At 63.1% G+C, this 25,339-nt stretch carries 25 protein-coding genes and 2 pseudogenes; 12 read left to right on the top strand and 15 right to left on the bottom strand.

Annotated features, from left to right (window positions below; translation table 11 throughout):
* Positions 1-182: 182 nt before the first annotated feature.
* Entirely contained in the window at positions 183-1,292 is a 1,110-nt protein-coding gene (locus FJW08_RS13320) for a TRAP transporter substrate-binding protein (protein ID WP_140810946.1), read from the bottom strand.
* A gap of 264 nt (positions 1,293-1,556) precedes the next feature.
* Between FJW08_RS13320 and FJW08_RS13325 the strand changes: the two genes are divergently transcribed.
* Positions 1,557-2,330: a gamma-glutamyl-gamma-aminobutyrate hydrolase family protein gene (locus FJW08_RS13325; protein WP_140810947.1), complete on the top strand. Its 774-nt coding sequence runs from the start codon at positions 1,557-1,559 to the stop codon at positions 2,328-2,330.
* On the opposite strand, the pseudogene FJW08_RS13330 reads toward FJW08_RS13325, so the two are convergent.
* The 5 genes and pseudogenes from FJW08_RS13330 to FJW08_RS13350 form a co-directional block, all read right to left on the bottom strand.
* Positions 2,331-2,725, bottom strand: a pseudogene (locus tag FJW08_RS13330) (hypothetical protein).
* A 104-nt stretch (positions 2,726-2,829) separates the two neighbouring features.
* Positions 2,830-3,417 (bottom strand): hypothetical protein, encoded by a 588-nt coding sequence (locus FJW08_RS13335; protein ID WP_140810948.1) that lies wholly within the window; start codon positions 3,415-3,417, stop codon positions 2,830-2,832.
* Positions 3,418-3,432: 15 nt separating this feature from the next.
* Positions 3,433-4,416 (bottom strand): 2-hydroxyacid dehydrogenase, encoded by a 984-nt coding sequence (locus FJW08_RS13340; protein ID WP_140810949.1) that lies wholly within the window; start codon positions 4,414-4,416, stop codon positions 3,433-3,435.
* Entirely contained in the window at positions 4,413-5,435 is a 1,023-nt protein-coding gene (locus tag FJW08_RS13345; RefSeq protein ID WP_140810950.1) for a LacI family DNA-binding transcriptional regulator, read from the bottom strand. Before FJW08_RS13345 ends, FJW08_RS13340 begins: the two co-directional genes overlap by 4 nt.
* A 78-nt stretch (positions 5,436-5,513) precedes the next feature.
* A complete protein-coding gene (locus FJW08_RS13350) occupies positions 5,514-6,455 on the bottom strand; it encodes a DMT family transporter (protein WP_140810951.1) in 942 nt (313 codons plus the stop codon).
* Positions 6,456-6,898: 443 nt separating this feature from the next.
* On the opposite strand from FJW08_RS13350, the gene FJW08_RS13360 reads away from it, so the two are divergent.
* The gene (locus FJW08_RS13360) at positions 6,899-8,092 is read left to right on the top strand and encodes an MFS transporter (RefSeq protein WP_246682335.1); all 1,194 of its coding nucleotides are present in this window, start codon (positions 6,899-6,901) and stop codon (positions 8,090-8,092) included.
* Between the two features lie 16 nt (positions 8,093-8,108).
* On the opposite strand, the gene FJW08_RS13365 is transcribed toward FJW08_RS13360, so the two are convergent.
* The gene (locus FJW08_RS13365; RefSeq protein WP_140811085.1) at positions 8,109-8,516 is read right to left on the bottom strand and encodes a DUF2000 family protein; all 408 of its coding nucleotides are present in this window, start codon (positions 8,514-8,516) and stop codon (positions 8,109-8,111) included.
* 53 nt (positions 8,517-8,569) lie between these two features.
* Between FJW08_RS13365 and FJW08_RS13370 the strand changes: the two genes are divergently transcribed.
* Positions 8,570-9,439: an AraC family transcriptional regulator gene (locus FJW08_RS13370; RefSeq protein WP_140810954.1), complete on the top strand. Its 870-nt coding sequence runs from the start codon at positions 8,570-8,572 to the stop codon at positions 9,437-9,439.
* A 12-nt stretch (positions 9,440-9,451) separates the two neighbouring features.
* On the opposite strand, the gene FJW08_RS13375 is transcribed toward FJW08_RS13370, so the two are convergent.
* Entirely contained in the window at positions 9,452-9,922 is a 471-nt protein-coding gene (locus FJW08_RS13375; protein ID WP_140810955.1) for a MarR family transcriptional regulator, read from the bottom strand.
* A gap of 400 nt (positions 9,923-10,322) precedes the next feature.
* Here FJW08_RS13375 and FJW08_RS13380 point away from each other — a divergent pair, with 400 nt between their 5' ends.
* From FJW08_RS13380 to FJW08_RS13395, 4 genes are all read left to right on the top strand, one after another.
* The gene (locus tag FJW08_RS13380; RefSeq protein ID WP_140810956.1) at positions 10,323-11,384 is read left to right on the top strand and encodes a GTP-binding protein; all 1,062 of its coding nucleotides are present in this window, start codon (positions 10,323-10,325) and stop codon (positions 11,382-11,384) included.
* Positions 11,385-11,464: 80 nt separating this feature from the next.
* The gene (locus FJW08_RS13385) at positions 11,465-11,743 is read left to right on the top strand and encodes a DUF1778 domain-containing protein (protein WP_140757121.1); all 279 of its coding nucleotides are present in this window, start codon (positions 11,465-11,467) and stop codon (positions 11,741-11,743) included.
* Entirely contained in the window at positions 11,740-12,267 is a 528-nt protein-coding gene (locus tag FJW08_RS13390) for a GNAT family N-acetyltransferase (protein ID WP_140810957.1), read from the top strand. Before FJW08_RS13385 ends, FJW08_RS13390 begins: the two co-directional genes overlap by 4 nt.
* Before the next feature lie 93 nt (positions 12,268-12,360).
* On the top strand, positions 12,361-13,335 hold the full coding sequence (locus tag FJW08_RS13395) for a WD40 repeat domain-containing protein (protein WP_140810958.1): 975 nt from the start codon (positions 12,361-12,363) through the stop codon (positions 13,333-13,335).
* A 13-nt stretch (positions 13,336-13,348) separates the two neighbouring features.
* Here the strand turns inward: FJW08_RS13395 and FJW08_RS13400 are convergent, their stop codons facing one another.
* Entirely contained in the window at positions 13,349-13,801 is a 453-nt protein-coding gene (locus FJW08_RS13400; RefSeq protein ID WP_140757127.1) for a hypothetical protein, read from the bottom strand.
* A 152-nt stretch (positions 13,802-13,953) separates the two neighbouring features.
* Here FJW08_RS13400 and FJW08_RS13405 point away from each other — a divergent pair, with 152 nt between their 5' ends.
* From FJW08_RS13405 to FJW08_RS13415, 3 genes are all read left to right on the top strand, one after another.
* Positions 13,954-15,330 (top strand): aspartate aminotransferase family protein, encoded by a 1,377-nt coding sequence (locus FJW08_RS13405; RefSeq protein ID WP_140810959.1) that lies wholly within the window; start codon positions 13,954-13,956, stop codon positions 15,328-15,330.
* Positions 15,331-15,362: 32 nt separating this feature from the next.
* Positions 15,363-16,748, top strand: coding sequence for a glutamine synthetase family protein (locus FJW08_RS13410; protein WP_181182914.1), 1,386 nt, complete (start codon positions 15,363-15,365; stop codon positions 16,746-16,748).
* Between the two features lie 117 nt (positions 16,749-16,865).
* A complete protein-coding gene (locus FJW08_RS13415) occupies positions 16,866-17,591 on the top strand; it encodes a UdgX family uracil-DNA binding protein (protein WP_281408436.1) in 726 nt (241 codons plus the stop codon).
* Between the two features lie 59 nt (positions 17,592-17,650).
* Here the strand turns inward: FJW08_RS13415 and FJW08_RS13420 are convergent, their stop codons facing one another.
* The 4 genes from FJW08_RS13420 to FJW08_RS13435 all read right to left on the bottom strand — a co-directional run bounded on the left by FJW08_RS13420 (position 17,651) and on the right by FJW08_RS13435 (position 22,028).
* Positions 17,651-18,916 (bottom strand): glycerate kinase, encoded by a 1,266-nt coding sequence (locus tag FJW08_RS13420; protein ID WP_140810963.1) that lies wholly within the window; start codon positions 18,914-18,916, stop codon positions 17,651-17,653.
* On the bottom strand, positions 18,913-19,416 hold the full coding sequence (locus FJW08_RS13425; RefSeq protein WP_140757137.1) for a heme-degrading domain-containing protein: 504 nt from the start codon (positions 19,414-19,416) through the stop codon (positions 18,913-18,915). Before FJW08_RS13425 ends, FJW08_RS13420 begins: the two co-directional genes overlap by 4 nt.
* Before the next feature lie 78 nt (positions 19,417-19,494).
* Complete coding sequence (guaD, locus tag FJW08_RS13430) at positions 19,495-20,808, bottom strand: guanine deaminase (RefSeq protein ID WP_140810964.1); 1,314 nt, start codon at positions 20,806-20,808, stop codon at positions 19,495-19,497.
* Between the two features lie 2 nt (positions 20,809-20,810).
* Positions 20,811-22,028, bottom strand: a complete 1,218-nt coding sequence (locus tag FJW08_RS13435; protein ID WP_140810965.1) for a urate hydroxylase PuuD — start codon at positions 22,026-22,028, stop codon at positions 20,811-20,813.
* Positions 22,029-22,160: 132 nt separating this feature from the next.
* On the opposite strand from FJW08_RS13435, the gene FJW08_RS13440 reads away from it, so the two are divergent.
* Both FJW08_RS13440 and FJW08_RS13445 read left to right on the top strand, forming a co-directional pair.
* A complete protein-coding gene (locus tag FJW08_RS13440) occupies positions 22,161-23,081 on the top strand; it encodes a LysR family transcriptional regulator (RefSeq protein WP_140757143.1) in 921 nt (306 codons plus the stop codon).
* A gap of 94 nt (positions 23,082-23,175) precedes the next feature.
* Positions 23,176-23,322: pseudogene (locus FJW08_RS13445) on the top strand (nitrilotriacetate monooxygenase); the annotation flags it as partial.
* 11 nt (positions 23,323-23,333) lie between these two features.
* Here the strand turns inward: FJW08_RS13445 and FJW08_RS13450 are convergent.
* Both FJW08_RS13450 and xdhC read right to left on the bottom strand, forming a co-directional pair.
* Positions 23,334-24,170, bottom strand: coding sequence for a PhzF family phenazine biosynthesis protein (locus FJW08_RS13450; protein WP_140810966.1), 837 nt, complete (start codon positions 24,168-24,170; stop codon positions 23,334-23,336).
* Between the two features lie 92 nt (positions 24,171-24,262).
* Positions 24,263-25,324 (bottom strand): xanthine dehydrogenase accessory protein XdhC, encoded by a 1,062-nt coding sequence (gene xdhC / locus FJW08_RS13455; RefSeq protein ID WP_140810967.1) that lies wholly within the window; start codon positions 25,322-25,324, stop codon positions 24,263-24,265.
* Positions 25,325-25,339: the final 15 nt, after the last annotated feature.

The following is a 25,339-nucleotide window of genomic DNA, read 5'->3' on the forward strand; positions in this document are numbered from 1 at the left end:
CCGGTCCTCCCGGCGGACAAGAAAACTGTCACCCATGCTATCGGTCCATTCTGTTACCTATCTATCCGGTTCGGACACCAGCCCCTTCTCCCCGTCGCCATACGGGGAGAAGTGCCCGGCAGGGCGATGAGGGGCGGCGCAAACTTCTGTAGTAGTTGGCCACCCCGACTTAGGGCAAATCGTTACAGCTTGCCGTTGCGCTGCTGGACCATCATGAAAGTGTCGTAATTGTATTCGGCCACCTGCGCCCAGAGATAGTGCTCCTTGCGGAAGCCCTTGATCGATTCCCAGATCTTCTTGAACGGCGCGTTCGAGGCTTCCATTTCGGCATAGACCTCGTTTGCCTTCTCGAAGCAGGCGGCCATGATCTCCTGGCTGAACGGGCGCAGTTTGGCGCCGCCGGCCACCAGCCGCTTCACCGCCGGAGGGTTCACATAGTCGTATTTCTGCAGCATGTCGGCGTCGGCGGCCTGGGCGCACGTGCGCAGCAGCGACTTGTAGGTCGGCGAAAGCTCGTCGTATTTCGCCTTGTTGAACATCAGGTGGACGGTCGGGCCACCCTCCCACCAGCCGGGATAGTAGTAATAGGGCGCGACCTTGTAGAAGCCGAGCTTCTCGTCGTCATAGGGGCCGACCCATTCGGCGGCATCGATGGTGCCCTTTTCCAGCGCCGGGTAGATGTCGCCGCCGGCGATCTGCTGCGGCACGACGCCGAGCTTCTGCACCACTTTGCCGGCAAAGCCGCCGATGCGCATCTTGAGGCCGGAGAGGTCGGCGACGGTGTTGATCTCCTTGCGGAACCAGCCACCCATCTGCACGCCGGTGTTGCCGCCCGGCAGGCCGAACAGACCTTGCGTGGCGAGGAACTCGTTGAACAGGTCGATGCCGCCGCCATGGTAGTGCCAGGCATTCATGCCGCGCGCGTTGAGCGAGAAGGGCACCGCCGCACCCAGCGCCCATGTCGGATCCTTGCCCCAGTAATAATATGCCACCGTGTGGCAGGCCTCGACCGTACCGGCCGTGGTGGCGTCGGCGGCCTGCAGGCCGGGGACGAGTTCGCCGGCGGCAAAGACCTGGATCTGGAAATTGCCGTCGGTGGCCTCCGACAGCATCTTGGAGAACACTTCGGCCCCGCCATAGATGGTGTCGAGCGACTTCGGGAAGGACGACGCAAGCCGCCATGTCACCTTGGGATTGGACTGGGCTATTGCCGGTGCGGCGAGCGTGGCCGCTGCCGCTGCTGCGCCGACGCCGGTGACGCCGGCCTTGCGGATGAATGAACGACGATCCATGCAGTTCCTCCCTTTTGGATCAATAGACCGACGCTCGGGAAATCCTCGGCTCCCCGCATCGGTTCGCACGGAACAATACACGGGCAAAGAGTCGAGTCCAGCACGGCGGCCGTAATTGGCGGCGAAGCCATGCTAGCCTGCAACTATAGTCTAATAGCCGATTTCGTGGCCCATGCGACGCGCTGAAACTTGGCTGGAAAAATGCCCGGGGATCGCTTATTTTAAAGGCAGGACATCCCTTGCCAGATGGAAAACAGACCCAAAATGCAGCAGCCGCTCGTCGCCATATCGACCGACGTCCGTCAATTCGACAACTACACCTGGCATGCCGCCCCCCAACAATATCTGGAAGCCGCAATCGTAGGTGCCGGCGTTTTCCCCCTGCTGGTGCCCTCGTTCGGCGACCGGCTCGACTTCGACGAACTTCTGTCGTCGGTCGACGGAGTCATGCTGACCGGCTCGAAATCCAACGTCGACCCCTCGCTCTATGGCGGCGATGCCAGCGAAGCGAATGGCCCCTATGACACCGCGCGCGACTCCACGACGTTGCCGCTGATCCGCAAGGCGATCGAGCGCGGCGTGCCGCTGCTTGCCATCTGCCGCGGCATTCAGGAACTGAACGTGGCGCTTGGCGGTACGCTGGGCACCGAGATCCAGGAGCGCGAGGGGTCGCTGGACCATCGTGCGGCGGTGAGCGACAAACAGGATGAGCGCTTCGCCATTCACCAGACCATTTCGATCAAACCAGGCAGTTGCCTGGCCGGCGTGTTCGGCGCGGGCGACATCAAGGTCAATTCGTTGCATCGCCAGGCGATCGACCGGCTGGGGTCGAAGCTCGAGATCGAGGCAGTCGCCACAGACGGCACCGTCGAAGCGGTTTCGGTCAAGGGCGCGCGCGCCTTCGCCGTCGGCGTGCAATGGCATCCCGAATACTGGGTCAAGTCGGACAGCAATTCGGCCAAGATTTTTCGCGCTTTCGGCGATGCGGTGCGCCTGCATGCCGCTGCGAAAGCCGGCGCGCGGGCCGCGGCCGAGTAGTCAGTCTCGCCGCTTCAAGTCACCATCGGCCGCGAGCGACAGCAATGGTAGCGCCGGGGCGTAGGATTCGTAGCCGTCGCCGTCAGCCGCGGCGAAGGTGACGATCGGATCGATGCCGTTGGCGCTGAAGGCGACCGTTCCGTCGTTTTGCTCGCGCCAGAATTTCGCCTGCTCGAGGCCCGGCAGGAGCCGGTGGCAATTCGGCGCCGCGGACAACAGCGACAAGCCATCCGAGACCGAGGCACCGCGCATGCCCCCTCGTCGCCATTGGCGACCAGCCTGTAGGTGTTGGACGGTGTGGCCTCTTCGCCGATGCTTTCAACACCGCCGCCATGAAACAGCTGAACGCCGCCGAACAAGGCGGCGGCCCCGATCAATGTGGAAAGCGTCTTCATCCTGATCTCACCCACGCATACACAGGATGAAGAATGATTTCAAAGGGTCAAGCGGGCGTTAACATGTGTGGCAAAGGCGTCTTATCGGCGACCACCGAAATTGACTATTGCGGAGCAGCCAGCGAATAGCGCTCCGAAAGGAGCTTGAAGAGCCATTCACGCTCGACATCGGTGGCGGCTGAAGCAAGCTCGACCCTCTGGGCTCCAGCATCGACTGTCAGGCGGCTACGAGTATCGCCCTCCCTCAGTCGCAAGGATACGAGCTGTGCGCGGTCGATCTTGATCAAACTCCGCTTGGGAAACAGCGATGACCATGCAGCAAACGTCCTGTACATCGGCATCCTAAATGGGGGCACTCCTGAATCGTAGGCAAGTCCAGCCGCTTCCAGTTTTAGCAATTCGGGAGCGGACCGTTGGAAAATCCGTCGAATTGTCAGCAATGCGAAAAGGCCGCCAATTGACCAGGCACAAAGCCAGAATACCAGAAATGCAGTCCCGCCTCCGACTGGCATCGTCATAATCTGGTGGAGAGCGGCAACCTCTCCCATAGCCCAGCCGCCAAGCCAAAAGACAACGAATACGCCTGCTAGATAGGTGGCTGTGGGTGGTTTTGGGTATGGGATCGAAACGACCTGTTCCCGGCCATTGGTGGCGATCGAGATCGAGGAATTTTCAGGCCGCTGTGTCGCCATCGAATCCATCTTTCGCTAGCTGCGAGCCTTCACATGCGCCGTCTCGGGCACCGGTGTCAGCGGCCGGCGCTCGCTGAACCATGACACCAGATTGTCGACGCAAAGATCGGCCATGGCGCGGCGCGTGTGCTCCGAGGCCGAGCCGACATGCGGCAACAGAGAGGTGTTTGGCAGGTCGAGCAACGCCTTGGGGACATTCGGCTCGTCGGCGAAGACATCGAGCCCGGCGGCGGCGATGGTGCCGTCGGCGAGAGCGGCCGCTAGCGCCGCCTCGTCGACCGTGCTGCCGCGGCCGATGTTGACGAAGACGCCGTTGGCGCCGAGCGCCGACAGGATTTCGGCATTGACCGCTTTCTGTGTCGAAGCACCGCCGGGCGCCACAGAAATCAGCGTGTCGACTGCCTCGGCAAGGCTCTTCAGCGTCGGATGGTACTGGTAAGCAAGACCTTCGACACGACGCCGGTTGTGATAGGCGACCGGCAGTCCGAACGCCTCCAGCCGCCGTGCAATGGCCTGCCCGATGCGGCCCATGCCGAAAATACCGACACGGCGCGCGCGCAAGGTCAGCCGGCTCAGCGGATAGTTGCCCCTGCGCACCCAACTGCCGTCCCGCAGCCAGGTCTCGGCGCGCGGCAGGTCGCGCACCGTGTTGATCAGCAGCCCGATCGCGGTGTCGGCGACTTCCTCGGTCAGGACGTCAGGGGTGTTGGTGACCATGATATTCTTCGTCGCGGCATGGCCGACATCGACCGAATCGTAGCCGACGCCGAACGAGGCGATGAGTTCGAGGTTGGGCAACGCATCCATCATCGCCGCACTGATGCCGGCAAAGGATGCAATGCCGCGCACGGTGCGGCGCATCTCCTCGGTGACCAACGCCGGATCGGCGCGCTCGATGCCGACGCGCCTGAATGTCCGCTCGATGCGCCCAATGGCGTGGTCGCTGAAGTCCGCCGGCACCAGAATGGCAACGGCTTGCAGATTTTCGGCCCTGGTCATGCACGCTCCACCGGTTTGCCGGTCGACTGGCGCACATGCAGTTCCGGCTTGATCAATTCCTGCGAGGGCCGCACCGTCTGCCCGTTGAGCTTGTCGAGCAGCGCTCTGGCGGCGCGGCGGCCAACCTCGCGCTGGCCGTTCCAGACGGTGGTCAGCGCCGGCGTGGCGATCGCCGCCTCTTCGAGATCGTCATAGCCGGTGACGGAGATGTCGATGCCCGGCACAAGGCCGGCGCGCGCGATGCCGTTCATCAGGCCGATGGCGACGAGGTCGTTCCAGCAGCAGGCGGCGGTCGGTCTGTCCTTCAGCGCCAGGAATTGGCCGGCGGCCTCGAAACCGGCCTGCTTGGTGCGCGGGCCGGCGATACGCCAGGACGGGCTGACCTCGAGCCCCGCAGCCTCCATGGCGTTGACATAGCCCTGGTAGCGGTCACGCCCGGTCGAGGTCTGGTCGGTGCCGCCGATCATGGCGATGCGCTTGTGGCCGAGCGAGATCAAATGGTTTGTGGCGAGGCCCGTGCCATAGGCATCGTCGCCGCGAAACACCGGCACGTCGGCGCCCTCGACGGTGCGGGCGATCAGTACCGCCGGCAGACCGTTCTCCTCGGCCATGACGATGTCGGACGCGGGCGTGCCAATGGCCGGCGACATGATGACGCCATCGGCGCCGAGTTGCAGCAGCGTATCGATGAAGGTGCGCTGCTTTTCGAGCTGATCATAGTGATTGGACAGGATGAAAGTCTGCCGGCTGCGGTCGAGTTCGCCTTCGATCGAGCGCAGGATCTCGGCGAAGAACGGGTTCATGATGTCGTGCACGACGACACCGACAATGCCCGAGCGCGAGGTGCGCAGGCTGGCGGCGCGGCGGTTGTAGATATAGCCGATGGTGCGGGCGTGTTCCTTGATGCGGTCGCGTGTCGAGCCGGCGACAAGCGGACTGTCGCGCAGCGCCAGCGAAACCGTGGCCGTGGACACGCCGAGCGCATCCGCGATCGTCGAAAGCTTGATCTTCTGTGCCAGTGACCCGCGCTCCCCGAAGGCCTGAATTCCAGACCTAAACTGTTTAAAGGCGGCGTTATGCCACCGATCGGAGGCAAATCAAAGTTTTTTTGCCAGCGCTTCCGCTTCCACATCGGAGGCCGCGCGGCTGCGCAGCCGAAGCCGATGTTCGCGATGGACGACGTAGAGGCCGCTGGCGACGATGATGGCGGCGCCGACCAGCGTCCAGCGGTCCGGGAACTGCTTGAAGACGATCCAGCCGGAAAGGATCATCCACACCATCTGCGAATAGGGATAGGGGGCGAGCGCCGTCGTCGTCGCCAGCCGATAGGCCTGCACCAGCAGCCAGTGGCCGACGCCGCCGAACACGCCAAGCATGAGCAGGACGAACCAGTGCCAGCCATCATGCGGCAAGGAGAAGGAAAACGGCAGCAAGGGCAAGAGCAGCACGGCCGGCGCCAGCGCCGAGAACAGGATCAGGCTTTCCGGCGTCTCGGTCGCCGACATGCGGCGCGTCATGATCACATAGAAGCAGTTCGACAGCATCGAGCCGAGCGCGAAGAGATGTCCGATGCCGAAAACACCGACACCCGGCCTCGTGATGATCAAGACCCCCGCGAAAGCGGCGAGGATCGCCAGCCAGCGCCGCCAGCCGGCCCATTCGCCCAGCAGCGGGCCGGCAAGGGCGGTGATCACCATCGGCCCGAAGAAATAGATCGATGTCGTCTCGGCCAGTTGCAGGGAGCGCAGCGCCAGGACGTTGAAAATGGTCGAGCCGAACAGGAAGGCGCCGCGCATCACATGCGCCGGCAGGTTGACCGGGCGAAATCGCACCGGCTCGCGCCAGCCACGCAGCAGCGCCCCGACCAGCACGACATGCACGGCAAAGCGCACCCAGGCGACGATCAGGACGGAGACGCCAGCCAGGACGAGATACTTGCTGGAGGTGTCGAGGAAGGTGAAGAAGACATAGGTGGTCAGCATGCACAGGATCGCCACCGGCGGCGTCGCGCTTTCGACATATCTTTGGGAAGGATTCACGTGCAGGCCGGGGAGAAGCTGGGCTGGAGCCCCACCTTTGCGGGAATTGCCGCTTGCCGGCAAGCCAAAAGCGTCTGGCACAACGACACGCCAGGACAGGCTTAGTACCCGCTCAGCTCAAGTCTGAGTGCAGGCTCCGTGGTCTTTTTTGTTGATCGACGCCGAAAGCATGCTGCCTTGACGACATGCACCTTTCCGCCTAGCCCTGATAGCATGAACATCGCAATGATTTTCATCGTGGTAAGAGAGCGCATGGGCAGGATGGTGTAACCATCCGGCGAAAGCACCCATGCGCGGTAAGCAGGCTCCTGACGGGGCCTTTTTTTATGCCCGGAATCGAGGCCGCCCCGTCAGACCCTCACTTTAATCCCACTGACAAGGCGAACGAGATCATGGCGAGCGATAACCCCATTCCGAGTCCGACCACGGACACAATCAGGAAAATGACATTCTCCGAACCGGCAGTCCCACCCCGGCTAACTACTCTTATCTTGCTTTCGGCTCTTGCGGTGTTGCCGGTGAACATGATTTTGCCGTCGCTGCCGAACATTGCCGCAGCGTTCCAAGCTGATTTCGCATTGGTCAATCTGTCGGTTGCCGGGTTTGCGACTATCACCGCCCTCATAGAGGCCGTCGGCGGCATGATATCGGACCGATTTGGGCGCAGGCTGGTCGTCTTGGCATCTCTCTCGATCTTCGTCGCCGCGTCCATCGGCTGCGCCCTGGCCCCCAACATCGGCATTTTTCTTCTGTTTCGCGCTATGCAAGCTTGCATTGGCCCCTGCTACTCCGTCGCCCTGGTCATCATCAAAGAGACATCAGGTGAGCGCGAAGCCGCCAGCAAATTTGGCTATCTTGCCATGGGTTGGGCGCTCGCACCCATGGTCGGCCCTTTGTTTGGGGGGTCGCTGGACGAACTGTTCGGATGGCGATCGAGCTTCATTGTCTTCGCTATCCTCGGCGCGGCCGCCTTGGCCTTATCCGTGCGCGAGCTCAGAAGAACGGCCATCCCATTGTCGCGATCCAATGGGAACTACGTTGCCTCGTATGGACTGCTCCTCCGGTCAGCGCGGTTTTGGGCACACACCTTGTGCATGGCCTGCTCGATGGGCGTGCTTTATGTGTTCCTCGGAGGAGCGCCATTGATCGTCGGTGCTGCGCTCGGTGGATCGAGCATGAAGCTCGGCTTTTACATGGGATTAATCCCGACCGGCTTCATTCTCGGCAGCTATTTGGCGGGGCGTTACGCCTCGAAGATCTCGCTGAGCGCCACACTTGTTTTTGCACGCCTCCTGACCTGCGCGGGTCTGCTGATCGGCCTGGTTCTGTCAAGCTTTGGCACCACTCACGTTCTGGCCTTCTTTGGACCTTGCATGTTCATCGGTGTCGGCAACGGGTTGACCATGCCCGCCGCCAACAGCGGCGCGTTGTCGGTACGGCCGGATCTGGTTGGCACCGCGGCAGGACTAGCCGCCGCAATGAGGATCGGCGGCGGGGCACTCATCGCCTCCATCGCCGGGCTGTTTCTTGCAGATTCAACTCCAGCGCTTTTTTCCATGATGCTGGTGTCGGCGGGATTGGCATTGCTGGCGGCACTGTATGCCGCTCTTCTCGATCGGCGGCAGCCGGTCGATTGAGTTTGTGAGTTTGCCTCTATGCATGCATGCGGGCACCCTTGGTGATCTTGTCGACGACCTTCTTGCCGTCGCGCAGCGCGATGCCGACCACCTTGGCGTCTTCGGGCGCGAATTCGGCAAAGACGGCGCGGTTGGCGGCGTCGAAGCCGGTGGAAAACATCTCCTCGACATAGAGCGAGGTGCCGACGCCGCGTTCCAGCGCGCGCCGGTGGATCGCGGCGAGCGTTGCCTGGTCCGCGGACAGCACGATGACCGGCTGGACCGACAGCGGGTTGTAGAGATTGCCGGCGCGGTCGCGATAGGGCTCGCCAATGATGTCGGGAAACTGCGCGACGACGCCGCTGGTCAGGAAGGCGGTGACGTTGAGTTTCTGCCAGACGGGCAGATCTTCCCGCAGTACGATTGCAAATTTCGTATCGAACATGAGAAAATGGACCATTCGAGGTTGGGCCCCGTATCGCGAGGCGGAAGGAGACGATGTCGTTCGAACTAGACCGCCAGGCCTTCGAGGGTCTTGGACGTTTGTGCGCCGATGCCGCTGAAAACTGCATCATCTCCGCTCCAGACCCTGCGGGGATGGAGCGCATCGAGGCCCGGTTTCACGGCAGCGCCTTCGATCCGCATCGCCACGACACCTATGCGATCGGAGTGACGTTGCGCGGCGTGCAGACCTTCCGCTATCGCGGCGCGGCAAGGCTGAGCCTGCCCGGTCAGGTCATCGTGCTGCATCCGGACGAATTGCACGATGGCGGCGCCGGCACCGAGGAAGGCCTGCGCTACCGGATGCTCTATCTCGAGCCGTCACTGATGCTCGACTGTCTCGGCGGCACGGCGCTGCCGTTCGTCAGGGACGGGGTGGTGACGGACGATACCTTCTGCGCGACGCTGCTTTCGGCGCTCGGGCCGTTGGAGCAGGAGCTCGACGAGCTGTTCGTCGACGACTTCCTGGCTCAACTGATGCAAAGCCTGGCCCGGCATGCCGGCAAGCCGGCAAAGCCAATAGCCGGGACGGCGTGGCGGGCGGCGACACTGGCGCGTGAATATCTCACGGAAAACCTCGACCGTCCCGTGCGTTCGGACGAGTTGGAAGCCATCACGGGTCTCGACCGCTATGCCCTGTCGAGACATTTCCGCGCGGCCTTCTCGACCAGTCCGCATCGTTTCCTGGTGATGCGCCGGCTTCAGAGCGCGCGCAGGATGATCGCCGCGGGCGAGCCCTTGGCGCAGATCGCGATCGAAGCCGGCTTCAGCGACCAGAGCCATTTCAACAGGCAATTCAAGAAAGCGTTCGGCATGACGCCAGGACGCTGGTCGTCCTTAACCCACGGAGCTGCCACGGCGGCTTGATTGTCGAAGAGATCAGTCGTCCGTCTCGGCGTCGTCATCGATCAGCACCAGTTCCTCGTTGGAGAGGTTGGCCTCGATGCGGGCAAGCAGCTTGAACAGCGCCTTCTGGTCTTTCTTGTCGAGACCTTTCAGCGCCTGCTTTTCGGTCTTCTTCACCGACTTCTCGATGGCGCGGATGGTTTCACGCCCGGTATCGGTGAGAAAGATGTGCGCCTGGCGGGCATCGGCCTCGGAGGCGCGTTTTTCCAGAAAACCCTGCGCCTGCAGCCGGTTGATGGTCTTGGTGATGGTCGGCGGACGCACGCCAAGACGCCCGGCGAGATTGCCCGGTGTTTGGCCGTCCTCGCGGTCCAGCGACAGCATGATCTGGTCCTGGCCGGCGTAGAAGCCGTGCGCCAGAAGCCGTGCCGCCAGTGCGGTCCTTGCCAGCCTTGCCGCTGAATGCAGCCGGCTCATCGTTGCAGTCTTGTCCGCCTTGGCCATGGTCATCCCTCTTCGGCCGTACCGGTGCGCACAGCATAGACGCAGCCGGCCGGTTGGCAATCGACGATCGAAAAGATTCCGGCATACCAAACAGCTTTGCCGGCAAGCATTTGCGGTGCCCGCCGTGGTGATGCCAGATGTTTATTTCAGTTAGATGACAAACGAGTTTCGCGTGAAGGGAATTCGGAGCAACCGCCGCGCGAATGCGATCCGACGACCGACAGCCCTGGCAAGAAGCCCCTTGATCATTCCATCGCCAAGGCGGCGACCGCTTTCCTCAGCCACGATGTCACTTTGGCCCATGGTTTGCCCGTGCAAAAGCCCGGCGCACATCCTATATGGAACCGACAATCCCCTTTCGTGGCCTGAATTTCAGGGCCCAGTCATTTCGAGGCAAGCCATGAGCGACGCACAGACGCAGATTCCCGTAACGGTTCTCACCGGCTATCTCGGCGCCGGCAAGACGACGCTGCTCAACCGCATCCTTTCGGAGAACCACGGCAGGCGCTACGCCGTCATCGTTAACGAATTCGGCGAGATCGGCATCGACAACGACCTGATCGTGGAATCCGACGAGGAAATCTACGAGATGAACAATGGCTGCGTCTGCTGCACGGTGCGCGGCGACCTGATCCGCGTCGTCGAGGGCCTGATGCGCCGGCCCGGCCGCTTCGACGCCATCGTCGTCGAGACCACCGGGCTCGCCGATCCGGTACCGGTGGCGCAGACGTTCTTCATGGACGACGACGTGCGTTCCAAGACCAAGCTCGATGCGGTGGTGGCGCTGGTCGACGCCAAGCATTTGCCGCTGCGGCTGAAGGATTCCAAGGAAGCCGAGGACCAGATCGCCTTCGCCGACGTCGTCGTGCTGAACAAGACCGACCTCGTCACCCCGGAAGAACTCGCCAAGGTCGAAGCGACGATCCGAGCCATCAATCCGGCGGCCAGGATCCACCGCACGACGCGCGCCGGCGTCGCCCTGTCGGAGGTGCTCGACCGCGGCGCTTTCGATCTGTCCAAGGCTTTGGAAAACGATCCGCATTTCCTCGAGGCGCATGACGACCATGAGCACCATGACCACGATCATGACCATCACGACCATGATGGCCACGACCACGATGGGCACGACCACCACCATCATGCGCATCCTTCCGACATCCATGACGTGACGGTGCAGTCGGTATCGCTGCGCGGTGGCGAGATGGACCCGAAGAAATTCTTCCCGTGGATCGAGAAGATCACCCAGATGGAAGGCCCCAACATTTTGCGGCTGAAAGGTATCATCGCGCTCAAGGGCGATGACGAGCGCTATGTCATCCAGGGCGTGCACATGATCATCGAAGGCGACCACCAGCGCGCCTGGAAGGACGGCGAAAAGCACGAAAGCCGGCTGGTCTTCATCGGCCGCGAACTGGATGCCGAGCGGCTGAAGAAGAGCTTTGACGCCTGCCAGGCCTCGTAAGGCTGTATCGATGGGCCTTCGAGATTGACTATGGGTCCATGTACACATATCATGTGTACATGGACCCGAGGAGATTTCCGATGCCCAGGTCGGCCGACACCAAAACCGAGCGCTATCAAATCCGCATCGCGCCTGCACAGAAGGCGATGATCGCTCGCGCCGCCGCGCTGTCTCATCAGGACGTTACCGACTTCATTCTCAACAAGGTGGTTCCCGAAGCACAGGCCGTAATCGAAGCAGCCGAGGTTGCGAAAGTGTCCGACCGCGATTTCACACGTATACTCGATCTGCTGGAGAACCCGCCGAAACCCAATGCCAAGCTCCGAGCAGCGATCGCGGCCTTGCCGGATACTCTGTGACGCTTCCCGCCTGGCACGAGGAGCCGATTGCGAAACGCCATGATCGGGCCTCGTTCGATTGCGGCGATGCGCAGATGAACGATTTTCTGCGGCGGTTCGCGCGGCAAAGCCACGAACAGAATGCCGCCAAGACTTTCTGTGCGATCGACGATGCGGCTTTGGACCGGATCCTTGGCTTCTATACGATCGCGCCGTCAGCCATTGCTCACGAAACCGTGCCGCAGACGATGACGAGAGGCTTGGCGCGGCACGAGGTTTCCGGCTTCAAGCTTGCCCGGCTGGCGACCGACCGCAGCGTCGCCAGGCAAGGCCTCGGAGGTCAACTGCTTGCCGCCGCCGCGTTGCGCTGCTTGCGACTTGCCGGCGAAGGTGGCGGCATCCTGCTCATCATCGATGCCAAGAGCGAGCGGGCCGCAAGATGGTATGCCAGCTACGGGGCCGAGCGCCTCCAGGGATCGAACCTGACCTTGGTGATGCCATTGGCGACGTTCGCAACCGATCTGCGGGCGAAGGGGCTGCTTTGATGACAGCTCTCGCGATCTGATCTGCCGGTTGCCGGAACCGCAAACGTCGAGTAAGCCGCCTCTGTAATCTCATCCAGTTGAACGAAGACAATCATGCCCACAGTCGCCCCGCTTGATCTCGAAGGCCATTGCGTCGCCGCCGTCTTCCTCGGCGACGTGCCGCATTTCGCGCTGGCCGATGGTGCTGTCCACCGGCTCGACAATGGCCACAAGACGGTGCAGGCCAACGATGGGCTGCTTGCCGCCTTCCATGACGCGGCCAACGACCGGCTGATCACCGGCGGCGAGGACGGCAAGGTGTTTGCCGTCAAAGCCGGCGGTGAGGCCCGGGAGGTGGCGAGCGCCGGCAAGAAATGGATCACCAGCGTTGCCGCCGGGCCGCAAGGCGCCATCGCCTATGCCACGGGCAAGACCGCCTTCGTGCGCTTCGCCGATGGCAAGACCCGGGAATTTGCCCATCCGCGCTCGGTCGAAGGGCTGGCCTTCTCGCCAAAGGGGATGCGCTTCGGCGTCGCCCGCTACAATGGCGCGACGCTGCATTTCCCCGCCGCGGAGGGCAAGCCTGTGGAACTCGAATGGGCGGGCGCCCACACCGGCATCACCTTCTCGCCGGACGGCGCCTTTCTGGTCACCACCATGCAGGAAAACGCCCTGCATGGCTGGAAGCTCGCCGACGGCAAGCACATGCGCATGAGCGGGTATCCGGGCAAGGTCAAAAGCCTGTCCTGGAGCGTGAAAGGCAAATGGCTGGCCAGTTCCGGCGCGCCGGCGGCGATCGTCTGGCCGTTCTCGGCCAAGGACGGCCCGATGGGCAAGGCGCCGCTGGAACTCGGCACGCGCGGCAATGCCATGGTGACGGCGGTCGCTTGCCACCCGAGCCAAGACGTCGTCGCCGTCGGCTATGACGACGGCATGGTTATGGCGGTGCGCTTCGCCGATGCCAAGGAAGTGCTTTTGCGGCGCCCGGGCAAAGGCGCCATCACCGCGATGATGTGGGACAAGGAAGAACGCCGTGTCGCCTTCGGCAGTGCCGCCGGCGACTGCGGCGTCATCGACATCACTGCGTAGTCCGGATGGCCGATCACTCGGCGCCGCAGGACACCTTGCCAATCAGATCGACGGGCTTGCCATCGCTGTCCTTGTCGGCCGTGCCGTCATAGACACCGAGCTTGTAATCTCCATCATAGACCCCTTCGTCGCTGGCCCTGGTCAGGATCGTCAGTTCGACCGAACTGTAGGTCTTGGCCACCTCCTGCTCGTGGTAGATGTTCAGCCGCAATTCCTTGTCGTCGAGCCAGTACTGGGTGAGGTTGGAGTTCTCAAAAGTGGTCTTTCGCAGTTGATCGCCGGTGGGCCTTGCCTTGATTTCGAGGTCACCGCGAAAATTGAAGGTCGGGCCGCCCATCCCGGTGGTGACGCCGGTATCGACCTGGAATTTCACCTGTGGATCATCGACGGAGCACCAGATACCGCCGGTCGCGGACGCCGTGCCAGCCGACGGGAACAGTGCCGCTACGCAGATGATCGTCCGCATTTCCCTTGCCCCAATTGCCGTTCCCATTGACGCCGACTTCGCGCAGAGCGTCAAGCGCGCCCAGCACGGGCTGAGCCAATGCAGAACGGACGCGCGGCCAATTGCCGTTGAGGAGGTGGATTGGCTATGAGGGGCGCGCCAGAGGGGTTTTCATGCACAACGACAGTTCGACGACCGTAGGCGGCATCAGCCGCGACCGCATTGCGCAATTGCGCGAGGCGGAAGGCGCTGCCTTCCGCAAGGCGCGGCCTAGATCGCAAGCCAAGGTCGGCAACGGCCTGCCCGGCTTCTTCGGCGGCGTGCCGATGCACTGGATGAACGACTGGCCGACGCCGTTTCCGATCCTGGTCGACAGCGCCCGAGGCGCCACGATCACCGACATGGACGGCAACAAGCTCGACGATTTCTGCCTCGGCGATACCGGTTCGATGTTCGGTCACTCGCCGCCACCGGTGGCGCGTGCCATTCGCCGCCAGGCCGGGCGCGGCCTGACCTACATGCTGCCTTCGGAAGACGCACTCGCCATCGGGCCGCTACTGCAGCAGCGGTTCGGCCTGCCGTTCTGGCAGATCGCGACGACGGCGACCGACGCCAACCGCTTCGCGCTGCGCGTCGCCCGCGCCGTCACCGGAAGAGAAAAAATCCTGGTCTTCAATGGCTGCTATCACGGCTCGGTGGACGAGACGATGGTGCGGCTGATCGACGGCAAGCCCGTCAACCGGCCGGGACTGGCGGGCGAGTTCCGCGACCTGACCCGCACGGCCAAGGTCATCGAATTCAACGATGTCGCCGCACTGGCAGCCGCGCTGAAGGACAGGGATGTCGCTTGCGTCATTGCCGAGCCGGTGCTGACCAATTCCTGCATGGTGCTGGCCGATCCTGGCTACCACGAGACACTGCGAAAGTTGACGCGCGAAGCGGGCACGCTGCTTTTGATCGACGAGACGCACACAATCTCGACAGGTCCCGGCGGCTACACCAGGAAATATGGGCTGGAGCCGGACTTGTTCGTGCTGGGCAAGCCGATTGCCGGCGGCGTGCCGGCGAGCGTGTGGGGCATGAGCGACGATGTCGCCTCGCGCTATGCCGACTACAACAGGACGAAAGAACCGGGTTATTCCGGCATGGGCACGACGCTGTCGGCCAACCCGCTGCAATTCGCCGCCATGCGCGCCACGCTCGAGGAGGTGATGACGCAGGAGAATTACGACCGCATGGATCATCTGGCACGGCGGCTCGATGCCGGACTGACCGGCGTGATCGATCATTACAATCTGCCCTGGCATGTTTCCCGTGTAGGGGCCCGCGTCGAGTTCATCTGCGCGCCCGGACCGCTGCGCAATGGCGCCGAGGCCGAGGGTGCGCATGCGCCGGAACTGGAAGCCGCAATCCATGTCGCGCTGGTCAATCGCGGCGTGCTGATCGCACCCTTCCACAACATGATGCTGATCTCGCCAGCGACGTCGGGCGCCCAGGTCAACCGGCTGATCAGCGCGTTTGGCGCGGTTGCGGCAAAGCTCGCGGCATGAGACAAGCCACCAAGCCAAACTCGAGTTCCATCATGAGTTCACCTTCGGGCTCGACGCCCACCGAGGCGCAAGCCTTCCTCGACGCCCATCCCGAGATCGAGGCCTTCGATATCGTGCTGACCGACGCCAATGGCGTCGGGCGCGGCAAGATCGTGCGCCGGCATGAGCTGAAAAGCATTTTCGAGGGCGGCCGGCACATGCCGATCTCCATCCTCGGCCTCGACATTACCGGCGAGGATGTGCATGAAACCGGGCTGATCTGGGACAGCGGCGACGGCGATCTCAGGGCCTGGCCGATTCCCGGCACGCTGGTGCCGCTTTACGGCACGAACCCGCCGCGCGGCCAGGTGCTGATGGCGATGTATCATCTCGACGGCCAGCCAATGTCATCGGACCCGCGGCTGGCGCTTGCCCGGCAGGTCGACATACTGGCTGCCAAGGGCCTCTATCCGGCTGGCGCCTTTGAACTCGAGTTTTTTCTGCTGGCCAATGAGCGCGATGCCGACGGCAAGGTGCAGCCGGCGCGCGCGGTGCTCGACGGCCGCGTCTCGGGCAAGACGGAAGTCTATTCCGTCGATCATCTGCACGGCATGGAGCCGCTGTTCTCCGACATTTACGCCGCCGCCAAGGCGCAAGGCATTCCGGCCGAGACGGTGATTTCCGAATATGCGCCTGGCCAGTACGAGCTGACGCTGAACTACCGCAAGGACGTGATGCGGGCGGCAGACGATCTGGTCATGCTGAAGCGGCTGGTGCGGGCGCAGGCGCGCCGTCACGGCGTCACCGCCTGCTTCATGGCCAAGCCGATCGAGAAATATGCCGGCTCCGGCATGCATTTCCACGTCTCGCTGCAGGACAAGGACGGCCGAAACGTCTTTTCGGAAACCGCCGGCGAGAACTGGTCGCTGCCGCTGCTGCGCGGTCTCGGCGGGCTGATCCAGACCATGGCGGAATCGATGCTGGTGTTTGCGCCGCACGCCAATTCCTGGCGCCGCTTCGTCTCGCAATCCTATGCGCCGGTGGCACCGACCTGGGGCGTCAACAACCGCTCGGTGGCGCTACGCGTGCCGGCGGGCGATGCGAAAAACCGGCGCATCGAGCATCGTCCGTCCGGCGTCGACGCCAACCCCTATCTGATTGCGGCGACGGTGCTCGCCGGCATCGTCAAAGGCCTCGACGAAGGGCTCGATCCAGGCCCCGAAACGACCGGCAATGGCTATGAGGCGGCCGTCACCCGTACGACGATGCCCGCCGATTGGCGCGCCGCCATCGAAGCGGCCAAGGCGTCCAGCTTCCTGAAGGGCGCGCTCGGCGAGGATCTGCACCGCACCTTCGTGGCGATCAAGCAGTCCGAATACCTGCGCGTGGCGCGTACGGTCAGCGAGCTGGACTATCATCTCTACCTGCATGAAGTCTGATGGCTGGACGACCCGACGGCGATCGCTTTTTCGCCGTCACCCTCAAATCAGGTGGCGTACCGGCCCTCCAGACAGAAATATCGGCGGAACCTTCCCGAGGCCTCGCTCATTCCTGACGTGATCGCGGGAGCGGACAAGGCCGCCAGAGATATGATTGCGAAGATGCCGACAACGCCTGCGCCGCACCATGCCAAGGTGCAGGCGAGGCACTGGCCGAAGCGTGAGCCAGCCGAGATGCCTGATGACGATGCCGCCGACACGGTTCCCGAATTGCGCGAGGCCGCGAAGGGATGCCGCCGCTGTCCGCTTTGGCGCGATGCGACGCAGACCGTATTCGGTGAAGGGCCTGACAATGCCAAGGTGATTTTTGTCGGCGAACAGCCGGGCGACCAAGAAGACCTCGTCGGCCAGCCGTTCGTGGGGCCGGCCGGCAAGATCTTTGATGCCATATTGGATGATGCCGGGGTCGACCGCCTGAAGGTCTACGTCACCAACGCGGTCAAGCACTTCAAATTCGAACCGCGCGGCAAGCGGCGCATCCATTCCAAGCCCAATGTCGGCGAGGTTCAAGCCTGCCGCTGGTGGCTCGACCAGGAGTTTGACCTGATCAAGCCGAACCTCGCCGTGGCGCTCGGCGCCACGGCAGCATTGTCGCTGCTCGGCAAAGCCACACCGGTGACGAAAATGCGCGGCCAGATGATCGAACGCGAGGATGGCTTGCGTGTCTTCATCACCGTCCATCCCTCCTTCATCCTGCGCATTCGGGATCACGCCGACAAGGAAGCTGAACGCGAGCGGTTTTTGCGCGATATGAAGCAGGTGAAGAAGCTGATGGCCGCTTGAGCATTAAGGACAGCGACGCAGCGCAGACCCGAGGATGACGAACGTTTGAGGCTGTGAAGCTAACGAACGAGAATTGCCCTCAAATCGTTGACGTTCGTGCCGGTCGGGCCGGGCACGAAGAGATCGCCGACGGCATTGAAGGCCGTCCAGGCATTGTTACCGGCCAGCATCGCCTTGGCATCCACACCCGCCGCGCGCATGCGCGAAACGGTCGAACCATCGGCGAAGGCGCCGGCATTGTTTTCCGAACCGTCGATGCCGTCGGTGTCGGCGGCCAAGGCATGAATGCCATCCATGCCGCTGATGCCGATGGCGAAGGCAAGCAGGAATTCCGAGTTGCGGCCGCCCTTGCCTTTGGCCCGCAAAGTCACGGTGGTCTCACCGCCCGAGAGGATCAGAACCGGCTTTTGAAAGGGCCGGTTGCGCGTCGCCACTTCGCGGGCGATTGCCGCATGGACGCCGCCGACCTCGCGTGCTTCGCCTTCGATGGCATCGGAAAGGATGACGGCTTCTATGCCTTGCCGCCTCGCTTCCACTGCTGCCGCTTCCAGCGACACGCCGGCAGAGGCGATCAGATGCACCTCGTTGCGCGAAAAGCGCTGATCGTCGGGATCTGGTGCATCGGCCCCAGGCGACCGGATGTGCGCCATGACCGCGTCCGGCAGGTTCATGCCATAGGCGGATATCGACGCCAGCGCGTCTTCACGGCTGCCGGTATCGGGAACGGTTGGGCCTGAGGCGACCAGGGCCGGATTGTCGCCGGGAATGTCGGAGACCACCAGCGACACCACCTTGGCCGGCCATGCGGCGGCAGCCAGCCGACCGCCCTTGATGGTGGAGAGATGCTTGCGGATGGTGTTCATCGCCGCGATCGGCGCGCCCGAGGCAAGCAGCGCCTCGTTGACGGCGATCTCGTCGGCCAGTGTCAGGCCGGCAGCGGGAGACGGCAGCAGCGCCGAGCCGCCGCCGGAAATCAGCGCCACGACCAGATCGTCCGCCGTCAGCCCTCGCACCTTCTCCAGCAGCCGCCGCGAGGCCTCTAGCCCCGCGGCGTCCGGCACCGGATGCGCCGCCTCGATGATCTCGATGCGCTCGCATTGGGCGCCATAGCCGTAGCGGGTGACGACCAGCCCTTCGATCGGGCCATCCCAAACCTTCTCGAACGCCGCCGCCATCTGCGGCGAGCCCTTGCCGGCACCGATGACGATGGTGCGGCCCCTGGGCCTGGCCGGCAAATGGTCGCGGATAGTGCGCTCCGGGTCGGCGGCTGCGACCGCCGCATTGAAGATCGAGGTAAGAAAAGCCTTGGGATCGGGCACGGTCATTCGGGGTCCGCGGACAGCGCCAGTCCGCGCCTGTCCATGCCCAGGTGATCGCACAGCGCATCGACCACCACGCCATGATCCTGGCGCTCCGGCAGGCCGGACACCGCGATCACGCCGATGACACCGGCACCCTTGACCGCGACCGGGAACCCGCCGCCGGCGAGCACATAGTCAGCAATATCCAGCCCCTCGCCGATCTTGAAGGTGCGGTCGGAGCGCTGCTGCTCCAGAACCAGACGGTAGGTGCTTTTGAGGTAGCGCTTGACAACATTGATCTTGCGCCGCGCCCAGTCGGGATTGGATGCATTCGACCCCGGCATGGCGGCATAGAAAAGCGGCCGATCCCATAGCCTGATATCGACGATGATCGGCAGATTCTCGGCAATTGCACGACCACGGATGGCTGCGCCGATCTCGAAGGCGACGGCCTCGTCGAAAGCCTTGAAGACAAGGGTCTCTTCCTGTCTCTTGATCAGAGCGATGTCGTCAGCAACGGCCATGTCGTTCCCCTGTCAACTTCGTCGCACGCTTTGACCGATGGCTGCCGCCGGGTCAAGCAAGGAACGCACGAGCAGCGCCTAATTCGCCATGTCGCTCTTGGCAGGCCGCCCCGCGACATAGACCTCGCGCACGGCGCGGTCGTCGCCCAGCGTCTGCAGCAGGAACAATTCCTGCGCCAGCGTCTCGGCCGTTTCCATCCTGAGCCGCATGGCGGGCGTTGCGCGGGCATCGAGCACGACGATGTCCGCATCGGTGCCTTGCTCCAGCGTGCCGATCTTGTCAGCCACCGACAGCGCCTCGGCATTGCCGCGCGTGATCTGCCAGAAGGACTGGAACGGGTTCAGCTTCTCGCCATTGAGCGCGATCACCTTGTAGCCCTCATCCATGGTGCGCAGCATGGAATAGTTGGTTCCGCCGCCGACATCGGTGGCGGACGCTATGCGCAACCGCTTGTCGCGGCGGCGAAAGCGCTGATAGTCGAACAGGCCTGAGCCGAGGAACAGGTTCGAGGTCGGGCAGAAGACGGCCACCGAACCACTATCCGAAAGCGCGTCCGCCTCGCGCTCCGACAGATGGATGCAGTGGCCGAACAGGCTCTTCTTGCCCAGCAGCCCGTAATGCTCGTAGACGTCGGTGTAGTCGCGCGACCAAGGGTAGAGCTGCTGCGTGAAGGCGATCTCGGCGTGGTTTTCCGACAGATGCGTCTGCATGTGCAGGCCGGGATGTTCGCGGCTCAGCGCGCCGGCCATCTCCATCTGCTCCGGTGACGAGGTGATGGCGAAGCGTGGCGTGATGGCATAGTGCTGCCTTCCCTTGCCGTGCCACTCCGCGATCAGTGCCTTGGTATCGTCATAGCCGGATTGCGGCGTATCGAGCACACCTTCGGGCGCGTTGCGGTCCATCATCACCTTGCCGGCGATGTTGAGCATGTCGCGCGCATGCGACTCGGCGAAGAAGGCTTCCGCGGAGGCCTTGTGCACCGAGCAATAGGCGGCAACCGTCGTGGTGCCGTGGCGCACCGTCTCGTCAAGGAACAGGCGCGCGATGCGGCGGCCATGCTGAGCGTTGGCGAATTTGGTTTCTTCGGGAAAGGTGTAGGTGTTCAGCCAGTCGAGCAGTTCGGCGCCATAGGACGCGATGATCTGCATCTGCGGGAAATGCACATGGGCATCGATGAAGCCCGGCAGCAGCAGATGCGGCCGGTGATCGATTTTTTTCACCGTCTCGCCGGCCTGTTTCTCGACATCGGCGTAAGCGCCTGATGCAACAATCCTGCCGTCGCTTATCAGCAGACCGCCATCCTCCTCGTAGCGCCAGGCGGAGCGGTCGTCGATGGTTTGCGGCCAGCGCACGAAGGACAGCGTGCGGCCACGCAGAAGTGTCGAGGCCATGTCTATTTCCCCGCGCCTTCGAACCAGGCCACCAGCAGCGCCCTTTCCTTGTCTGATATCTGCGAGACATTGGCGGGCGGCATGGCGTGGCTGCGCCCGGCCTGCAGGTAGATTTCGCGGGCATGCTCGGCAATGCCGGCGTCGGTGTCGAGCATCACCCCCTTGGGTGCGTGATAGATGCCCTCATAGACCGGCTCGGCCGCGTGGCACATCGAGCAGCGGCCGAGCACGGTGTCGCGCACGGCCGGGAAATGCGCCGAGGCGATATAGACCTCAGCCGCGGCGGAGGCCTTCGGTTCGCCCGTCAGCACCTTCGGCACCGTCGACAGCCAGATGATGATGAGGAACAGGACAAGGGCGCCGAGCCACGTCCAGTGCGGATTGCCGGCACGCTTGTGCACGGTGTTGAAATAGTGGCGGATCAAGACGCCGATGATGAACACCAGCGAGGCGATGACCCAGTTGAACTGGGTGCCGAACGCCAGCGGATAATGGTTCGACAGCATCAGGAACAGTACGGGCAGCGTCAAATAATTGTTGTGGAGCGAGCGCTGCTTGGCGATCTTGCCGTATTTCGGATCCGGCTTGCGGCCGGCGATGAGGTCGGCGACGACGATCTTCTGGTTGGGAATGATGACCATGAAGACATTGGCCGACATGATCGTGGCGGTGATGGCGCCCAGATGCAGGAAGGCGGCGCGGCCGGTGAACAGATGCGTCAGCCCCCAGGCGATGAACACCAGCACGCCATAGAGCACCAGCATCAGGCCGGTGTCGCTTTTGCCGAGCGGCGAGCGGCATAAGAGATCATAGACGACCCAGCCGACGCCGATCGTGGCCATCGACAGCAGGATGCCAACCGGCACCGACATCGGCAGCACATTGGGATCGATCAGGAACAGATCGGCCCCGGCGTAGTAGACCACGCAAAGCATGGCGAAGCCGGACAGCCAGGTGGCGTAGGATTCCCATTTGAACCAGGTCAGGTGTTCCGGCATCTCGGACGGCGCCACCAGATATTTCTGGATGTGATAGAAGCCGCCGCCATGCACCTGCCATTCCTCGCCGAAGGCGCCGACCGGCATGCCAGGGCGCTGGCGCAGCCCAAGATCGAGCGCGACGAAGTAGAAGGACGAGCCGATCCAGGCGATGCCGGTGACGACGTGCAGCCAGCGCACGGCGAAGCTCAGCCAGTCCCAGAAAATCGCGAAATCCATCATTGAAGTCGTCCCTGCCGATCGGGTGACTTTACGGTGTGGCGCGCAAACGAAAAGAGGCGAGGTGTACGATGACTTTCAAAAAAAATTGGAAAATACTAGGTTGATGGCCGCAAACCGGCGAAGGTGCTCCGCATGGCCTATCTCGACAACATCGCCGTCTTCGTCCGCGTCGTCGAGCTCGGCAATCTGTCGGCGGCCGGGCGCGACATGCGCATTTCGCCGGCGGTCGCCTCCAACCGCATCAAGGAACTGGAGAAGCATCTCGGCGTGCGGCTGTTCAACCGCACCACCCGGCAATTGATGCCGACCGAACATGGCACTGTTTTTTATTCCGGCGCCAAGCAGGTGCTGGAGGCGATCACCGAGGCGGAAGCGGCCGTCTCGGCGCTGTCCGGCCAGCCGCGCGGCACCATTCGCGTCACCGCACCGCTCGGTCTCGGGCGACGGCTGGTGGCCTCGGGCATTCCCGATTTCCACGACAAATACCCTGACATCGAGGTGCGGCTCAGGCTTTCGGACCACAATGTCGACATCATGAAGGAAGGCATTGACGTCGCCTTCCGCCTCGGCATCATCGAGGATTCCAGTCTTCGGATGCGCGGTATCATGGAATGCGAGCGTGTGCTGGTCGCCGCACCCAAATATCTGGAGGCGCGCGGCGAGCCTATGGAGCCGCAGGAGCTGATCGGCAGGAAACATGACTGCCTTATGCTGCGCTATTCCGGCGCGCTCGAATATGTCTGGACCTTGCAAACGCCGGCCGGCCCACAGAAATTCGAGGTGCATGGACCCTACGACACCGACGACGGCGACGTGCTGACGGGCTGGGCGCTGTCGGGACGCGGCATCATCAACAAGCCGCGCTTCGAGGTCGAGCCGTTCATCCGCGACCGCCGGCTGAAAGTGATCTTGACCAGCACGCCGCCGACTCCGGTACAGTTCGCTGCCGTCTATCCGCACAAGAAGCTGCAGGACCCCAAGGTGCGGCTATTGCTCGATTTCATGGCCGAGCGCTGCCAGCGGCTGATCAAGGATCTTCTGGCCGGCAAGTGATGGCCTCCTGGCCCATCCGATCCGGTTGCCTTGCGCGAAAGCCAGCCGGGGTTGGTAGCCGGATGGCTGCCGTCGCGGGCAGCCAAATGGCCGCTTTAACGTCATGCCGTCCTTTTTGCCCTGTGAACTCAATGCCTTTGCCACCCTGATCGTGCCGGAGCTGCAGCGGCGCGGCCTGTTCCGCAAGGACTATGAAGGCACCACGCTGCGCTCGCATCTCGGCCTGAAATGGCCTGACTGAGGCAGGTGCGGTTATGCCTCGTCCATCATCCGTGCGGTGCCGGAAACCCTGATCGAACTGCCTATCTCCACAGGAATATCGGCATGCAGGCGTGAGCGCATGCCCATGTCCTCGCCTTGCACGACATCTATCGCGCCGCCATGCGGCCAGCCAATGTCTCTGAGATAACCGGCAAAGGCGGCTGTCGACGCGCCCGTCGCGGGATCCTCATAGACCCCACCGGATGCAAAGGGATTGCGCGTGTGAAACAAGCGCGGCGTTTCGGCGTAGGCGAGCAGGATCGTCACCAGCCCTTCCCTCCGCATGAAGAGCTGTCCGGCCTTAAGGTCGTAGCGCATGGCCGCCAGCGCCTCGCGCGAGTTGAAAGCCAGCACAAGATGGTCGGCGCCGCCATGGATCAGCGCCGGTGGAATGGCCGGATCGAGATCGGCCACAGCGTAGCCGAATAGCGCCAGCGATTCGCCAATCAGCTCCGAAGCGGCGGGCTTGCTGCGTGTGGGCGGCGACTGCAGCGCGGCGGCAACGTTCGCGCCATCTCGAAAGCCTTCAACGGTAATGCTGGCTTGGGCGAGCTTGAGTGGGAAGAGCCCATCGCCAAACCGCCGAACCAACGCGGCGCCCAGTGCAATGGTGGCGTGGCCGCAGAAGGGGACCTCGGATTCCGGCGAGAAATAGCGGACGCGCCAGCTGTCGCCATCGGGCGCGGCGAAGGCGGTCTCCGAGAATCCGACCTCCGCCGCGATATGCTGCATTTCGGCGGCATCGGGCAAGGCGTCATTTATCAGGACTCCGGCCGGATTGCCGCCGGAGCTGCCATCCGAAAAAGCCGCGATTTTGAGAACGCCCATATGCCTTCGCCTCATGCTGCAACGCCGGTTGCATATAGCAAATGCGTGCTTCGGGCGATTGAAAACGACAGGCCGCCGGCGAGCGGCCTCGGCTAACCGGCCATGATCCCGGCCTGATGGCCCTGATGGTCGGCATTCGACACGGCCCGGTGAATGACCAGCGCAGTCATGATCTCGGCGGCCGCCAGCGCGGCGATGACGGACGGGCGCTTGTCCTTGACGGCGTCGCCGCCGATCGGCGAGACCAGGCGGGCAAACTCTGCCTCGTCGCCGTCCGCCGATTTCAGGAACCAGCTCCTGAATGTCGCCTTCTTGGTCTTCGAGCCGATCATGCCGACATAGGCCGCGTCGCCGCGCTTCAGCGCTTCGGCGACGATCAGGAAATCGAGCGCATGGTCATGGGTGAGGATGGCGAAGGCGGCGCCGGCCGGAGCGTTGCGTACCTCGGCCTCCGGCAGCGGCGTCAGCCGCGTCTCGACGGTTTCCGGCATGCCTTCCAGCGCCTCGGATCGGGTCTCGACGACGACAACGTGGATCGGCAGCAGCGCCAGCGACGCGGCCAACGCCTGGCCGACATGGCCGCCACCGAAGATATAGACATGCGGGAGATGCGCCTCTTCCGATTCAGCGTTCGCTATCAGCTTTTCCTCGATTGTGCCGTCGACCAAGCGGATCAACACTTCGACCCGGCCCCCGCAGCACTGGCCGATTTCCGGCCCGAGCGGAACGTCGAGCGTGACGACAGTTTCGTCAGCGTCGCGCTGCCCCTCACCCTTACCCTCTTCCCGTAAGGACGGGGGGTCGCCGGCGTTACGGCCGTTTCCCTTCTCCCCGTCACTATAGGTGCCGGTCCACCCTCCGCATCTGCTGCGCAGCTGCTGCGGAGGACGGTCAGGCGGATGAGGGGCGGCGCCGACATCGGCAAATTCGCTGGAAGGTGCGGAGCGCAAAGAGCCCAGTATCTGCCGCGCCTTGTCGATCGCCATATATTCGAGCTGACCGCCGCCAATGGTGCCGAAAATCGCCGATGCCGAGACAAGCATGAAGGCACCGGCCTCGCGCGGCGTCGAACCCTTTGTCGCCGCAACTTCGACAAGCGCGACCCGACCGGCATGGTCGAGAAACACTTTCAGCTCTTGAACCTTCGAGTTCATCGTCTGCACTTCCAT

It is taken from the genome of Mesorhizobium sp. B3-2-1, from assembly GCF_006439515.1.
Classification (GTDB): domain Bacteria; phylum Pseudomonadota; class Alphaproteobacteria; order Rhizobiales; family Rhizobiaceae; genus Mesorhizobium.

Bases quoted from the DNA above. Each gene is read 5' to 3' on its own strand.
- FJW08_RS13320 (WP_140810946.1), bottom strand. From the start codon at position 1,292: ATGGATCGTCGTTCATTCATCCGCAAGGCCGGCGTCACCGGCGTCGGC.
- FJW08_RS13325 (WP_140810947.1), top strand. From the start codon at position 1,557: ATGCAGCAGCCGCTCGTCGCCATATCGACCGACGTCCGTCAATTCGAC.
- FJW08_RS13335 (WP_140810948.1), bottom strand. From the start codon at position 3,417: ATGGCGACACAGCGGCCTGAAAATTCCTCGATCTCGATCGCCACCAAT.
- FJW08_RS13340 (WP_140810949.1), bottom strand. From the start codon at position 4,416: ATGACCAGGGCCGAAAATCTGCAAGCCGTTGCCATTCTGGTGCCGGCG.
- FJW08_RS13360 (WP_246682335.1), top strand. From the start codon at position 6,899: ATGACATTCTCCGAACCGGCAGTCCCACCCCGGCTAACTACTCTTATC.
- FJW08_RS13365 (WP_140811085.1), bottom strand. From the start codon at position 8,516: ATGTTCGATACGAAATTTGCAATCGTACTGCGGGAAGATCTGCCCGTC.
- FJW08_RS13370 (WP_140810954.1), top strand. From the start codon at position 8,570: ATGTCGTTCGAACTAGACCGCCAGGCCTTCGAGGGTCTTGGACGTTTG.
- FJW08_RS13375 (WP_140810955.1), bottom strand. From the start codon at position 9,922: ATGGCCAAGGCGGACAAGACTGCAACGATGAGCCGGCTGCATTCAGCG.
- FJW08_RS13380 (WP_140810956.1), top strand. From the start codon at position 10,323: ATGAGCGACGCACAGACGCAGATTCCCGTAACGGTTCTCACCGGCTAT.
- FJW08_RS13385 (WP_140757121.1), top strand. From the start codon at position 11,465: ATGCCCAGGTCGGCCGACACCAAAACCGAGCGCTATCAAATCCGCATC.
- FJW08_RS13395 (WP_140810958.1), top strand. From the start codon at position 12,361: ATGCCCACAGTCGCCCCGCTTGATCTCGAAGGCCATTGCGTCGCCGCC.
- FJW08_RS13400 (WP_140757127.1), bottom strand. From the start codon at position 13,801: ATGCGGACGATCATCTGCGTAGCGGCACTGTTCCCGTCGGCTGGCACG.
- FJW08_RS13405 (WP_140810959.1), top strand. From the start codon at position 13,954: ATGCACAACGACAGTTCGACGACCGTAGGCGGCATCAGCCGCGACCGC.
- FJW08_RS13410 (WP_181182914.1), top strand. From the start codon at position 15,363: ATGAGTTCACCTTCGGGCTCGACGCCCACCGAGGCGCAAGCCTTCCTC.
- FJW08_RS13420 (WP_140810963.1), bottom strand. From the start codon at position 18,916: ATGACCGTGCCCGATCCCAAGGCTTTTCTTACCTCGATCTTCAATGCG.
- FJW08_RS13425 (WP_140757137.1), bottom strand. From the start codon at position 19,416: ATGGCCGTTGCTGACGACATCGCTCTGATCAAGAGACAGGAAGAGACC.
- guaD (WP_140810964.1), bottom strand. From the start codon at position 20,808: ATGGCCTCGACACTTCTGCGTGGCCGCACGCTGTCCTTCGTGCGCTGG.
- FJW08_RS13435 (WP_140810965.1), bottom strand. From the start codon at position 22,028: ATGATGGATTTCGCGATTTTCTGGGACTGGCTGAGCTTCGCCGTGCGC.
- FJW08_RS13440 (WP_140757143.1), top strand. From the start codon at position 22,161: ATGGCCTATCTCGACAACATCGCCGTCTTCGTCCGCGTCGTCGAGCTC.
- FJW08_RS13450 (WP_140810966.1), bottom strand. From the start codon at position 24,170: ATGGGCGTTCTCAAAATCGCGGCTTTTTCGGATGGCAGCTCCGGCGGC.
- xdhC (WP_140810967.1), bottom strand. From the start codon at position 25,324: ATGAACTCGAAGGTTCAAGAGCTGAAAGTGTTTCTCGACCATGCCGGT.